The 13,715-nt window shown below is 60.5% G+C and carries 13 protein-coding genes; 10 read left to right on the top strand and 3 right to left on the bottom strand.

What is annotated here, in order from left to right; genetic code table 11:
- Positions 1-200 precede the first annotated feature (200 nt).
- The gene (cysK, locus tag BTUS_RS06470; protein ID WP_013075313.1) at positions 201-1,127 is read left to right on the top strand and encodes a cysteine synthase A; all 927 of its coding nucleotides are present in this window, start codon (positions 201-203) and stop codon (positions 1,125-1,127) included.
- Positions 1,128-1,218: 91 nt separating this feature from the next.
- Here the strand turns inward: cysK and BTUS_RS06475 are convergent, their stop codons facing one another.
- Positions 1,219-2,385 (bottom strand): MFS transporter, encoded by a 1,167-nt coding sequence (locus tag BTUS_RS06475; protein ID WP_013075314.1) that lies wholly within the window; start codon positions 2,383-2,385, stop codon positions 1,219-1,221.
- Positions 2,386-2,597: 212 nt separating this feature from the next.
- Between BTUS_RS06475 and BTUS_RS06480 the strand changes: the two genes are divergently transcribed.
- Complete coding sequence (locus BTUS_RS06480; protein ID WP_041303852.1) at positions 2,598-3,152, top strand: lysophospholipid acyltransferase family protein; 555 nt, start codon at positions 2,598-2,600, stop codon at positions 3,150-3,152.
- 11 nt (positions 3,153-3,163) lie between these two features.
- On the opposite strand, the gene BTUS_RS06485 is transcribed toward BTUS_RS06480, so the two are convergent.
- Positions 3,164-4,186 (bottom strand): ThiF family adenylyltransferase, encoded by a 1,023-nt coding sequence (locus BTUS_RS06485; protein WP_013075316.1) that lies wholly within the window; start codon positions 4,184-4,186, stop codon positions 3,164-3,166.
- 111 nt (positions 4,187-4,297) lie between these two features.
- Between BTUS_RS06485 and moaC the strand changes: the two genes are divergently transcribed.
- Positions 4,298-4,813, top strand: a complete 516-nt coding sequence (moaC, locus tag BTUS_RS06490; protein WP_013075317.1) for a cyclic pyranopterin monophosphate synthase MoaC — start codon at positions 4,298-4,300, stop codon at positions 4,811-4,813.
- Positions 4,810-5,337, top strand: coding sequence for a MogA/MoaB family molybdenum cofactor biosynthesis protein (locus BTUS_RS06495; protein WP_013075318.1), 528 nt, complete (start codon positions 4,810-4,812; stop codon positions 5,335-5,337). The genes moaC and BTUS_RS06495 overlap by 4 nt, the downstream gene beginning before the upstream one ends.
- Positions 5,338-5,422: 85 nt before the next feature.
- Here the strand turns inward: BTUS_RS06495 and BTUS_RS06500 are convergent, their stop codons facing one another.
- On the bottom strand, positions 5,423-5,701 hold the full coding sequence (locus BTUS_RS06500; protein WP_013075319.1) for a DUF2627 domain-containing protein: 279 nt from the start codon (positions 5,699-5,701) through the stop codon (positions 5,423-5,425).
- A gap of 111 nt (positions 5,702-5,812) precedes the next feature.
- Here BTUS_RS06500 and BTUS_RS06505 point away from each other — a divergent pair, with 111 nt between their 5' ends.
- The 6 genes from BTUS_RS06505 to lipA all read left to right on the top strand — a co-directional run bounded on the left by BTUS_RS06505 (position 5,813) and on the right by lipA (position 13,589).
- On the top strand, positions 5,813-7,900 hold the full coding sequence (locus tag BTUS_RS06505; protein ID WP_407635224.1) for a sigma 54-interacting transcriptional regulator: 2,088 nt from the start codon (positions 5,813-5,815) through the stop codon (positions 7,898-7,900).
- A 278-nt stretch (positions 7,901-8,178) separates the two neighbouring features.
- The gene (locus BTUS_RS06510) at positions 8,179-9,252 is read left to right on the top strand and encodes a Glu/Leu/Phe/Val family dehydrogenase (RefSeq protein ID WP_013075321.1); all 1,074 of its coding nucleotides are present in this window, start codon (positions 8,179-8,181) and stop codon (positions 9,250-9,252) included.
- Positions 9,253-9,311: 59 nt separating this feature from the next.
- A complete protein-coding gene (locus tag BTUS_RS06515) occupies positions 9,312-10,304 on the top strand; it encodes a thiamine pyrophosphate-dependent dehydrogenase E1 component subunit alpha (protein WP_041305179.1) in 993 nt (330 codons plus the stop codon).
- Between the two features lie 51 nt (positions 10,305-10,355).
- Complete coding sequence (locus BTUS_RS06520; RefSeq protein ID WP_013075323.1) at positions 10,356-11,339, top strand: alpha-ketoacid dehydrogenase subunit beta; 984 nt, start codon at positions 10,356-10,358, stop codon at positions 11,337-11,339.
- A gap of 12 nt (positions 11,340-11,351) precedes the next feature.
- Entirely contained in the window at positions 11,352-12,635 is a 1,284-nt protein-coding gene (locus BTUS_RS06525; protein WP_013075324.1) for a dihydrolipoamide acetyltransferase family protein, read from the top strand.
- An 18-nt stretch (positions 12,636-12,653) separates the two neighbouring features.
- On the top strand, positions 12,654-13,589 hold the full coding sequence (gene lipA / locus BTUS_RS06530) for a lipoyl synthase (RefSeq protein WP_052300566.1): 936 nt from the start codon (positions 12,654-12,656) through the stop codon (positions 13,587-13,589).
- Positions 13,590-13,715 lie beyond the last annotated feature (126 nt).

Here is a 13,715-nt window from a genome sequence, read left to right on the forward strand (position 1 = left end):
ATAGCAAAAACGAAACAGATATACCGATACCCGAGGGCCTGCGCCTTGTCCGGGTTTTCTTTACATAGTCCCTCGGATGTGGTATGTTAGGGACAGATAAGCTAAGTGTTTTTATCGGTATTGTAGGTTCTATGGAGGCCAGGGTGTATGCAGTGGTTTGAATCCGGGCGAGTGTAATTTGAATGAAGGAGAGATGGAACATGACAGTCGCCAGAAGTGTCGCCGAGTTGATCGGAGGGACGCCGTTGTTGCGGTTGAACCATTTAAGCGACGAGACCGGGGTGGAAGTGCTCGGTAAAGTCGAGTTCTTTAATCCCGGGGGCAGTGTCAAGGATCGGATTGGCTTATCGATGATCGAGGCGGCGGAGCGGGAAGGCAAATTGGACCGGGAAACGGTCATCATCGAGCCGACCAGCGGAAACACAGGAATCGCTTTGGCCATGGTGGCCAGGGCCAAAAAGTACCGGTTGATCCTGGTGATGCCCGAAACCATGAGTGTGGAACGCCGCAGCCTTTTAAAGGCATTCGGGGCCGAGTTGGTTCTCACCCCCGGGCCTGAAGGGATGAAAGGTGCCATCAAGCGAGCGGAGGAATTGGTGAAAGAGTATCCAAAGGCGATCATCCTTCAGCAATTCAACAATCCCGCCAACCCAGAGATCCACCGGAGAACCACCGCTGAAGAGATTTGGAAGGATACGGACGGCAAGGTCGACATCCTGGTCAGCGGCGTCGGAACCGGAGGGACGATCACCGGAGTGGCCGAAGTCATCAAAGGGCGCAAACCTTCATTCCGGGCGGTGGCGGTCGAACCGGCAGATTCCCCGGTGTTGTCCGGCGGTCAACCGGGCCCGCATAAGATACAAGGCATCGGGGCCGGTTTTGTGCCGCAGGTGCTCAACACCGAGTTGATCGACGAAGTCATTCAGGTCAAAAACGAAGAGGCTTTTGCCGGAGCCCGGTTTTTGACCCGGGAGGAAGGGTTGTTGGTGGGAATCTCCTCCGGCGCGGCTTATCACGCAGCTTCGATTCTTGCCCATCGCCCCGAAAACAAAGGCAAGACGATCGTCGTCATCCTGCCGGATACGGGGGAGCGTTACCTGTCCACTCCGCTGTTCCAAGAGGCGTAGGGAAGAAGGTTTCTACCCCCCTCAGCATCAGAGATAATGCGGGCGGTCTTTTTGAGCATGACCCCCCTGGGTTGGGCCAGGGGGATTTGTGTTAATGGGGCATGGTCATGGTTTTCTGCTGGCCTGCGGTTAGCCACACGCCCAGAAGGCCGACAAACACGAGAATCCCGGCGATCAGATAGGGTGCGGTGGGGAACCAGCGTTCGGCGACGACGCCTGCGACCACAGGCGCGATGGCAGCCCCCATCCACCGGACAAAATTATACGCTCCTGAGGCGATGCTGCGCTGGGCATTGCTCATCTCCACCGCCAGGGTGGAAAAGCTCGTGTTGTTCAACCCGCAAAAGAGTCCGGAGGCGATGATGATGGCCACCCGTCCCCAAAAAGAGGGGACGACGATCAAGAGGATCAAGACGGCGACAATGGCGGAAAGGCCGAATTTAACCGTCCAAGCCCCGCCGTGGCGGTCGAGCAGTTTGTGGGCCAAGAACACCGATCCGTAAGCCAGGCACAGACCCCATGCGAAAAAGATCAACCCGAGTTCAAGAGCGGGAATTTGGAGAAAAATCGGGGAGTAGGCCAGGATTGTAAAGAACGCGAAATAGTAACACATGGCCACCAGGGCGACGCCGAGGAAGGGAGGATGCGCCATGGCCCGGCCGAAATCCCGGAAACCTTTGCGACTTTGCCCACCCGGCGGCTCATAGACGGTACTCAGCGTCAGGATGAACGCGATGGCCATCAGGGCACTGGTTGCAAAAAAGGGGTAGCGCCAATTGGCGGCGCCGAGCACTCCGCCCAGGAGCGGGCCCACCGACATCCCCAGGCCCAGGGCGGCTTCGTAAAGTCCTATACTTCGCTCCAAATTGGTGGAAAGCCCAATGATGATCGACATGGAGGTGGCGAAAAACATCGCATTTCCCATGCCCCACCCGGCCCGGAGGCCTGCCAGGGAGTAGACGCCGTTTGAAAATCCGCAAAACAGAGCGAACATTGTGACGAATCCCAATCCCACCACCATCACGCGCTTATTGCCCCGGTTGGCGGCCAGGATCCCCGCGGGAATCATGACGATGGCCATCATAAAAATGTACGTCGTGAACAGCAGCTCGATTTGCCACTTCTCCGCCCCGATCTGGGCGGCGATGACCGGCAGCAGGGGATCCACGACGCCGATGCCCATAAAGCCGAACAGAGCGGCCAGGCAAGTGGCGTAGATCGCCCGGGTGGCCCGTTTGTCTTCTTCTAATGTTCGCATCGTGGATCACCTCTCTTTTGATGACAAAAGTTGTTGTTGCGGGAGGCATATATTTCGCTCAACGAAATACAAGCGTTATTTTTTATTCTATGCACGCCCGGGCGACCGGTCAATGGGTTTGCCGGCGGATGCTGGCCAAAAACCTGTTCACTGAGTAAAATAAAAACACACACCATCGGCGCGGATTGGGCCTCGGATAAGGGGTGAACACCGTGTATTGGCTGCTCAAGTGGTTGGTTCGCTTGGTGTTTCGGGGGATCTTTCGAATCTCGGTTTCAGGTGTCGAGCAGATACCCTATGAAGGGGCGGTGATCGTGGCGGCCAACCATCCAACCTGGTTGGACCCGATCCTCCTCGGGGCCTACCTTCCAAGAAAACCGTATTTTATCGCCAAAGCCGAAGTGTTCCGTTATCGGGTGTTCAATCCCTTGATCCGTTATCTCGGCGGTTTCCCCGTACATCGGGGGATGCCAGACATCCGCGCGATCCGGCACAGTCTGCGGCTTCTCCAAGAGGGAAAGGTGTTGGCCATTTTTATCGAAGGCTCTCGAACCTTTAAAGCGGGACCGAGCCCCAAACCGGGGGTGGGCATGCTGGCTGTAAAAAGCGGTGCGCCCATCGTTCCGGTAGCGATTCAAGGACCGTGCGGACTGTTCAGCCGGATCCGGATTCGGGTGGGACGCCCGATCCGGCCGGCCACAGATAGCTACGCGGACATTGCCCAGCTGGTGATGGCGGAGATTCGCCGTTTGGCGTCCAGCGCCTGATGGCGAATCTGTCACACGCCGACGAACCGGGCGCACAGGGACCGGGCGACCGCCGGATCGTCCGTGCCTTGAACGAGCACCCGGCCGTCGGGAAAGAGGGTGAGTCGCTTGCCTTCGATTTCGGCTCGCAGCAGGAACGGGTTGCGCCGAACCCGGCCGAGGGCGGATAAACGAGGCTCGAGGGCATCGAGGTCCAGGGGGCTTCCCAGGGTGACTTGAACGGTATTCCGCCCGCACAAGGATATGGCTTGTCGCTCCCGGGGGGAGAGAAAGTCGAAGCGTCGAAGCCCACAGGTCGGGCAATCCGGTCGCCGGGCGTGACTGACGCTGATTTCCGACCATTCGTTGTCCCAAAGATCGAGGTGTAACAGGGTGCGGCGCAGATGGTCCCGGTCGCCCACGAGCCACTTGAGGGCTTCCGCCGCCTGAAGGGATGCCACCACGTCCACCACCGGTCCGATCACGCCCACCGTATCGCAGGTGGGAGCGTCTCCCGGCCCGGGCGGTTCGGGAAAGAGGCAGCGCAGACACGGACCGTTTTCGGGGATGACAGGGAGTAAAACGCCCCGGGCAGACACCGCCCCGCCGTAGATCCACGGAATTTTGTGCTTAATGGCGACATCGTTGATTAAATACCGAATTTCAAAGTTGTCGGTGCCGTCGAGGATGAGATCGACATCGGTCAACAGCTTTTCGGCGTTGCGCCACGTCACATCGGTGACCAGCGGCTCCACGTGGACGCTGCTGTTAAACGCCCGAAGATGGATGGCTGCCGCTTCGGCCTTTGGTAAAGATTGGAGAGCGTCCTGTTCGTCGTAGAGCATTTGGCGCTGGAGGTTGCTCGGTTCCACATAATCCCGGTCGATCAACCGAACGAACCCCACTCCGGCCCGGACCATGTGTTGGGATAGCGCGCTTCCCAGCGCTCCGAGGCCCACGATGACCACTCGGGAGGCGCGCAGTTTTTCTTGCCCGGCCACTCCGATGGGGGGGAACAGGAACTGACGGGAATACCGTTCTTGATCTGATATCATGAGGATCCCTTCACTTTCATCGAGAATCGAAGGATGGTCCGAAGACCCGGACATCATCTTCACACTAACGAATCCCCAAACGGTTGACAAGGGGCGAGAGGAGACGGATGAATGGCGGAGTGGAGCCATTTTAATGAGCAAGGAAGGGCGAAGATGTCGGACGTTTCGGGAAAAGAGCAGACGAAGCGCACCGCCGTGGCCCGGGCGGTGGTTCGGATGAAACCGGAAACGCTCTCGGCGATTCAGGAAGGGAGAGTCAAGAAAGGGGATGTCCTGGCAGTGGCCCAGGTGGCGGGGGTCATGGCGGCCAAACGCACCCCCGACTTGATTCCCATGTGCCATACGATTCCGTTAACTCATGTGGACCTTCGCTTTTTTCCCCGGGAAAGCGAGGGCCGGCGTGATTTTGCCGAACTGGAGATCGAATCGGAGGTCTCCACTGTGGCATCCACAGGCGTGGAGATGGAGGCACTGACGGCTGTTTCGGTGGCGGCGCTCACCGTTTACGATATGTGCAAGGCGATTGATCGGGCCATGGAGGTAACCTCGGTTTATTTGTTGGAGAAGAGCGGAGGTAAAAGCGGGGACTACCGGCGGGACGAGCCCAGGAGGAGGAATGGGGTATGAGCGAAGGGTGGACGGTGGCCATTGTGACGTGCAGCGACAAGGGAGCCAAGGGCGAGAGGCCGGATACGAGCGGGGAGGTTATTCGGGATTATGTGACGGGCCGGGGCATGGCGGTGCGCGGACATCGCGTGGTGCCCGACGAACGGGATCAGATCGAGGCGGCACTGGTGTATTATTGCGACGTGGAACGGGTGGATCTCGTTCTCACCACCGGCGGGACCGGCCTGGGGCCCCGGGATGTCACCCCCGAGGCGACGTTGACGGTGGTGGAGCGGCTGGTCCCGGGGATTCCAGAGCGGATGCGGGCGGCCACGGCGGCGGTGACGCCCACGGCAATCCTGTCCCGGAGCGTCGCCGGCATCCGAGGGCAGACCTTGATCGTGAACCTCCCGGGCAACCCCAAAGGGGTGCAGGAGTGTCTGGAGGCGGTGGGGGACGTGCTGCCCCACGCCTTGGGGGTGCTCAGCGGCCGGGTGCGAGACCACGGCCCGGTTCACCATCGTCACGAAGAATCGAAACGATGATTGTGGAGAGAGGCGGGATCGACTGGGAGGGTGACGATGTTGGATGGTCGATTCTGTTAATGAAAAGTGACGAGTTGGCACGAGTTCAACCCGATCGGAAGCAACAGGGGGGCGGCGAGGGTGGGTCGTCGGTTCCCCGGCGGGCTCCTTTCACTTTCCCGCGCTTTTTCTCCCTATAGTAGATGAACCCGCCGAGAAATCCCACACTGATGGCGATCAGGACGGTGCCCGCCAGGGTGGGTCCCAACCAGGGTTGCGACGGGTTGAACAAGTGACCCATCACGGCATCCCGGACGAGCGTCACCCCGTAACCGCCGAGCAGGAAAAAGCCGATCAGGATAATCCAGGATATCAAAAGCCCCATGTGACAACCTTCCTTTCAAGCCCCGGGATCCTGGGACCTTGGGCGTGGACGACTGTTACCAGTATACCTGATCTTGAAGAGCACATGGAGCCCCGTGGAATGACTGATATAATGAAAACAAATCCACGGGTCGAAAGCGAGGGGGCGTCGGTGGTACGGGTGCTGTTGGTCGGAGGAGGCAAAGGGGGTACGGCCCTGCTCCGGGCGTTTCACTCCATGGAGGCGGTTCGAGTGGTCGCCGTGGTGGACCTCGACCCCGGCGCCCCGGCGCTGGGTCTGGCCCGGGAATGGGGCATCGAGACGGCGGCCGATTACCGGCCGTATCTCCATGGGGTCGACGTGGTCATTGAAGCCACGGGGGATGTTGGCGTGTACCGCGAGATCGACAGCGCCCGACCTCCAGGGGTGACCCTTGTGCCCGGGCCGTTGGCCGAGCTTTTGATGACCCTGCTGCAGGAGAAAGAGCAACTGATCCACCGGCTTTCCCGGCAGCGCCACGAGTTGGACGCCATTCTCAACTCCACCCACGACGCCATGATGGCGGTGGATCAGACCGGGTGCATTACACTTTTTAATGCCGCCGCCCAGCGGTTGACCGGTTTGTCCGCCGACGAGGTGCTCGGCACCCAGGCCAAGGCCACTATCCCCAACAGCCGTTTGCACATTGTCCTTCAAACGGGGCAGGAGGAGCTCAATCAACTGCAAGACCTCGGCCGGGTGAAAATCATCACCAACCGGATGCCCGTGCGGGACGAGGATGGCCGGGTGGTGGGGGCGGTGGCCGTCTTCCGGGATGTCACGGAACTGTTTGGCTTGGCCGAAGAAGTGACAAATCTTCGCGAGATCCAATCCCTTCTTGAAGCGATTATCAACGCCACCCAAGACGCCATCTCGGTGGTGGATCGCGAAGGCAAAGGAATCCTCATCAACCCCGCCTACACCCGGCTCACCGGTCTGGGGCCGGACGACGTGATCGGCAAGCCGGCCACCGTCGATATTGCGGAAGGAGAAAGTATGCACTACCGGGTGCTGCGAACCCGCCGGGCGGTCAAGGGTGTGCCGATGAAAGTGGGTCCGGCCCGGAGGGAAGTGATCGTCAATGTCGCGCCGATTCTCGTCGATGGCGAGCTGAAGGGCAGCGTTGGGGTGATTCACGATATCTCGGAGATTCAACAGTTAACGGAAGAGTTGGACCGGGCGAAGAGACTGATTCGAAAGCTGGAGGCCAAATACACCTTTGAGGATATCATTGGGCACAGTCCGTCCTTCGTTTCTGCCGTGCAACTCGCCCGGTCGGCGGCGCAAACCCCGGCCACGGTTTTGCTCCGGGGGGAGTCCGGGACGGGGAAGGAACTGTTTGCTCACGCGATTCACAACGAAAGCGCCCGGCGTTATCACCAGTTCATTCGGGTCAACTGCGCCGCCTTCTCCGAGTCTCTCTTGGAGAGCGAACTGTTTGGCTACGAAGAAGGGGCCTTTACCGGTGCAAAAAGGGGCGGGAAAAAGGGAGTCTTTGAAGAAGCCAGCGGCGGCACGTTGTTTCTCGACGAGATCGGAGAACTTCCCCTCCCGACCCAGGCGAAAATCCTTCGAGCGATACAAGAAAAAGAGATTGTCCGGGTCGGCGGGAGTCGGGCAATTCCCGTGGATGTGCGGATTATCGCCGCCACTCACGTGAATTTGGAAAAGGCGATTGAGGAGGGGCGTTTTCGGCAAGACCTGTACTATCGTTTGAATGTCATGCCCATCGTTCTGCCGCCCCTGCGCGAGCGCAAAGAGGACATCGAGCCCCTGGCCCGGCAGTTCGTGCGCAAGTTCAACCAGGATTTTGGCCGCCAGGTGGAGGGCCTGACTCCCCGGGCGATTGCCCGGTTGGAGGAATACCCATGGCCGGGCAATGTGCGGGAACTGGAGAATGTGATCGGTCGGGCCATGATCCGCGTCGGCTACACGGACACGTGGATCGATACCGTCCACGTGCCCCTGTCCGACCTGGGAGGGGCAGCGATCAACCCGGCACAACCGGAGGATGACCGGACCCTGGAGGATGTCGTTACCGCCGCGGAGAAAGCCCACATCCAGCGGGTTCTCGACAAGGTGGGCGGGAACAAAACTGAGGCCGCCCGGCGTCTGGGGATTTCGGTGCGTAATTTATATTATAAATTGGAGAAACTTGGGATGGACCCCGGGGCCGGCTGAGGTTGTGCGGGGCGGGTTGACACGAGTTTGTGAATGATTTTGCCTGCAAAATACTGCATACCATGCAAATAATTGCAGGATGTATGGTCGGGAGCCGGTGAAATCGGGCGTCGGTGGTGCGAACCGGCGCCAATTTTGTTTGATCCCGGCTTTGGCATGGTTTCTGCATGGCATGTAGGTAACTGGGGTTCACGAACTCCACCGGGGGTGAGGGGTCGGCGGGCGGGTAGACCTGGGATGTTCTCGAAATGATCTGTGCGGGGAATGGGGGAGCGGACATGGAGATTTTCCGGACGATGACATCGCTCGATTACGAGCAGGTGATGTTTTGCCAAGACGCTTCTTCGGGCCTGAAGGCGGTGATCGCCATTCACGACACGACCCTCGGGCCCGCGCTGGGCGGATGCCGCATGTGGGCGTACGCTTCGGAGGCTGAGGCGGTGGTGGACGCGCTGCGCTTGGCCCGGGGAATGACTTATAAAACGGCCATGGCCGGTTTGAATTTTGGCGGGGGCAAGGCGGTCATCCTCGGGGATTCGCGAACGGAAAAGACGGAAGCCCTGTTCCGGGCCTTTGGCCGCTACGTGCAGAGCCTCGGGGGGCGGTACATCACCGCCGAAGACGTGGGGACCACCACTCAGGAAATGGACTGGATCCGCCTCGAGACCCCCTATGTGACCGGTGTCTCTGTAGCGGCCGGGGGAGGCGGGGACCCGAGCCCCATGACGGCCCTGGGGGTTTTCCGCAGTATCCAGGCCGCCCTTTCCGAGGTGTACGGCGAGGGCGACCCCGCTGGACGGACCGTGGCGGTGCAGGGGCTTGGGAGCGTCGGGTATCACTTGTGTAAGCTTCTTCATCAAGCGGGGGCGAAGCTCGTGGTGACCGACCTTCGGAAAGAAGCGGTGCACCGGGCGGTTCGGGAGTTTGGCGCCGAAGCGGTGGATCTCGAGGACATCTATGATGTCCCGGCGGATGTGTTCGCCCCTTGTGCCCTGGGCGGAGTCATCAATGATGGCACCATCCCCCGGCTGCAGTGCCGGATTGTGGCCGGTTCGGCGAACAACCAACTGGCGGAGGACCGGCATGGGGCCGAACTTGAGGCGAGGGGCATCCTCTACGTGCCGGATTACGTGGCGAACGCCGGCGGGGTGATTCACGTGGCGGATGAAATCGAAGGGTACCGCCCGGAGCGTGTGAGGGCCCGGGTGGAAGGGATCTACGACCGGGTTCGGGATGTGTTCGCTTTGGCCCGCAAGAAAGGGATCCCGGCCCATCAAGCGGCGGACCGCCTGGCTGAGGAGAGAATTGCGGTTTTACGGCAGGTGCGGAGCACTTTCGTGGTGCACAGTTAAACGGATGCAATGAAGCTCAAATGGTCGAATACAAGGAGGCGGCACCGGTGAGTGTGGAGATGAGAAACCGCCATGAAGCCCTGGGATTGACCGGAGAAGACCTTTTGGCCATGTATCGCGTGATGCTCACGGCCCGTCGGGTGGATGAACGCTTGTGGGTGCTCAATCGCGCCGGGAAAATCCCGTTTGTCATCTCGTGTCAAGGCCACGAAGGAGCCCAGGTCGGGGCGGCGTTCGCCCTGGATCGGCAGAAAGATTACGTGTTGCCCTATTACCGGGATGTGGCCGTGGTGCTGGCTTTCGGGCAAACACCCCGGGATTTGCTTCTGGCGGCCTATGCCAAGGCCGATGACCCGAACAGCGGGGGACGGCAGATGCCGAACCATTTTGGAAGCCGGAAGCACCGCATCGTCTCGGGTTCCAGCCCCGTGTCCACCCAGATTCCCCACGCGGCAGGCATCGCCCTGGCCGCCAAGATGCGGGGGGACGATGTGGTGGCCTATGTCTCTTTTGGCGAGGGGTCCAGCAACCAGGGGGATTTTCATGAAGGATTGAACTTTGCCGCCGTGCATCGGTTGCCGGTCGTGTTTTTCTGTCAAAACAATGGCTACGCCATCTCGGTGCCGGCGTCGAAAGAATTGGCCACTCCCAGTGTGGCCGACCGGGCGGCGGGGTATGGAATCCCCGGGGTGGTGGTGGACGGGAGCGACGTTCTGGGCGTTTACCATGCCGTCAAGACGGCGGTGGAACGGGCCCGGAGGGGGGATGGGCCGACTTTGGTGGAGGCGATGACGGTTCGCTTGACCCCGCATTCCAGCGATGACGACGACCGGACCTATCGCTCCGGGGAAGAATTGGAAGACGCTCGCCGCAGGGATCCCCTTCCGCAGTTAGCCGAATATCTCATCGCATCAGGGGTTGCGGACGAGGTCCTGCTTCGCGCCTTGGACCAGGAGGTGCGGGCTGAGGTAGACGAAGCCACGGCCTATGCTGAGCAAGCAAGGGATCCCGATCCCGCGGACGTCCTGCGCTTTGTCCATGGGGAAGCATGACCAGAGATTACAAGAGGGGCCTGGGCACAGAATCCGGCCGGGGGTGGAAGTATGGCGGTGAAAACCTATATTGAGGCTGTGCGGGACGCGCTGCGGGAAGAAATGGAACGGGATCCATCGGTGTTCGTGTTGGGGGAAGATGTGGGGGTTCGGGGTGGCGTATTTCGCGCCACTGTGGGACTGATCGAACAATTTGGCCCGGAGAGGGTGTTGGATGCCCCCTTGGCGGAGTCGGCCATCGTCGGAGTGGCCATCGGGGCGTCCCTCTACGGCATGCGCCCGGTGGCGGAGATCCAGTTCGCCGATTTTATCCTTCCCGCGGTGAATCAAATCATCAGTGAAGCGGCGAAAATGCGCTATCGCTCCAACAACGACTGGTATTGTCCTCTGGTGATCCGGGCGCCTTACGGCGGGGGCGTCCACGGGGCCTTGTACCATTCCCAGAGTGTAGAAGCACTCTTTTATCACGTGCCGGGGCTGAAGGTGGTGGCGCCGGCAACCCCCTATGACGTGAAGGGCCTGCTCAAAGCGGCGATTCGGGATGATGACCCGGTGCTATTTTTTGAGCACAAAAAATGTTACCGCTCGATCAAGGGGGAGGTGCCGGAGGAGGATTATGTGGTGCCCATCGGTCGGGCCCGGGTGGCCCGGGAGGGGATGGACATCACGGTGATCTCCTATGGCATGACTCTGCACACTGCCCTGGAAGCTGCGGCAGAGGTGGAGAAAGAGGGGATCTCGGCTCACGTGCTCGACCTTCGGACCCTGCGCCCCCTGGATGAGGCCGCCATTCTCGAAGCGGCGGAGAAGACGGGAAAAGTGATGATCATCCACGAAGACAACAAGGTGGGCGGGGTCGGAGCCGAGGTGTCCGCCCTCATTGCGGAGAAAGCCCTTTTTTCGTTAGACGCGCCGGTGATGCGCCTTGCCGGGCCGGAGATCCCGGCGATGCCCTTCAATCGCGAATTGGAAAAATCGTATCTGGTGACGGCGCCTCGGATTGCCGAGGCGATGCGGGAACTGGCGCGGTTTTGAGGAGGGGCCGGGATGATCGAAATCAAAATGCCAAAATTAGGTGAAAGCGTCACCGAGGGGACTTTGTCCCGGTGGTTGAAACAGGTTGGGGAACCGGTTCATCGCTATGAGCCCATCGCCGAGATTATCACGGACAAAGTGACGGCGGAGTTGCCCGCGGAAGCCGAGGGCATTCTCATGCGCCACCTGGTCGAGGAAGGGGAAACGGTGGCGGCGGGCACTCCCGTGGCGTTGATGGAGACTTTTACCGCAGGAGTGCAGCAGGACTCCGGTTCCGGTGCTGGGGCCGGGTCCGGGCCGGCGAAGGTGCAGCAGGCGGCGGGGCCGGAGTCCGCCCGCAGCCGGGACGGTCGATCCGGTTTGGTCGGTGCTTCGGGGAGCGGGCTTCGGGGGCGGTATTCCCCGGCGGTTCGGAAACTGGCCCGGGAATACAATGTCCGTCTGGAAGGGATCCCCGGCACCGGGGCGGGGGGCAGGGTGACCCGGCGGGATGTGCTCGCCTGGCTGGAAGGGGCGAGTGTGCAGACCTCAGTCCGAACCGCCGAGCCGAGCCGGGCGATTCTGTCGAAGGAAACCACTCTGCCAGACCAAAGCCCGGACGAGGTGGAGGTGATCGAAGCATCGCCGATCCGCCGGGCCATCGCCCGACACATGGTGGAGAGCGTTCATGCGGCACCCCATGCCTGGACGATGGTGGAAGCGGACGTCACGGGACTGGTTCGGCTGCGGGATAGGATCAAAGAGGATTTTCGGCGGCGGGAAGGAATTCCTCTGACTTTCATGCCCTTTTTCCTGAAAGCGGTGGCGGAATCCTTGCGGGAATTTCCCATCCTGAATTCGTCTTGGGCGGACGATCGGATTATAATGAAGAAGCGGATCCACCTTTCTGTGGCGGTGGCAACTGAGGACGCCCTGTTCGTGCCGGTGATCCGGGACGCCGACCGCCTCTCGATTACGGGCTTGGCCCACGCTTTGCATGATTTGGCCACCCGAGCCCGGCAGGGGCGGCTGAAGACCCAGGATATGGAGGGCGGTACCTTTACCGTCAATAACACCGGGGCGTTTGGATCGGTCTTATCCAAGCCGATCCTAAACGGCGGCCAGGCGGCGATCCTCAGCGTGGAGGCCATTGTCAAGCGCCCGGTGGTCATGCCCGGTGATATGCTCGCCGTCCGTTCGATGGTCAACCTGTGTCTATCTCTGGATCATCGGGTGCTGGACGGCTGGATCTCTGGCAGATTTCTACAAAGTGTCAAAGGGCGGCTGGAAGCCTATCGGGAAGATGGGGGGATCTAGTCGAACGGGCGAGGTGGGATGGGATTGGAAGAGTTGCGAGTGGTATCGGGGACGGGGAATTCCGCGGGGCAGGGTCGCCGCCCCGATTGGCTTAAAATCCAGTTGCGCACCGGGGAGAATTACCGGGAGCTCAAGGCTCTCATGCGGGGGCAAACCCTTCACACGGTGTGCGAAGAGGCCCGGTGCCCGAACCTTTTTGAGTGTTGGTCACACCGCACGGCGACGTTCATGATCCTGGGCCGGATTTGCACCCGGGCCTGTCGGTTCTGCGCCGTCACCAGCGGCCGGCCGACGGAACTGGATCTACAAGAGCCGGAGCGGGTGGCCGAGGCGACGGTGGCCATGGGCCTTCGCCACGTGGTGGTCACATCGGTGGCCCGGGACGATCTGGAGGACGGGGGGGCGGAAATTTTCGCCTCCACCATCCGGGCCATCCGCCGCCGGGCACCGGGTTGTTCGGTGGAAGTGCTGATCCCGGATTTTCAGGGACAAGAGATGTCTTTGCGAAAAGTGCTGGAAGCCGGGCCGGATATCCTCAATCACAACGTGGAGACGGTGCGGCGGCTCTCGGATCGGGTGCGATCTAGGGCCAAATACGAGCGGTCTCTGGAACTGTTGCGGCGTTCCAAGGCGATCGCCCCGCGGATCCCCACGAAATCGAGCATCATGGTGGGGGTTGGAGAGACCTGGGAGGAAATCCTCGCCACCATGGACGACCTTCGGGCGGTGGATTGTGACATCCTCACCATCGGTCAATACCTGCAGCCGACCCGGAAACATTTGGCGGTGGATCGGTATTACACCCCGGACGAGTTCGCGCAACTCAGGGAGGAAGGACTGAAGCGCGGCTTCCGCCATGTAGAATCCGGTCCTTTGGTGCGAAGTTCGTACCATGCCCATGAGCAGGTGGAAGCGGTTCGCGAAACCCGGCTTCCGGGGGCGGAGGGCGTTTAGAGGAATGGGTGAGCGTCTTAAAGGCCCGGAAGCGCACGATGGCCGATAAAACCTGATATTTTTGCCCGCCGAGCTGGCGGGCTCTGTTTTTCTTCGATGCGCATTTAAAGGTCGAATGCTATAATC

This window comes from Kyrpidia tusciae DSM 2912 (assembly GCF_000092905.1).
Taxonomy (GTDB): domain Bacteria; phylum Bacillota; class Bacilli; order Kyrpidiales; family Kyrpidiaceae; genus Kyrpidia; species Kyrpidia tusciae.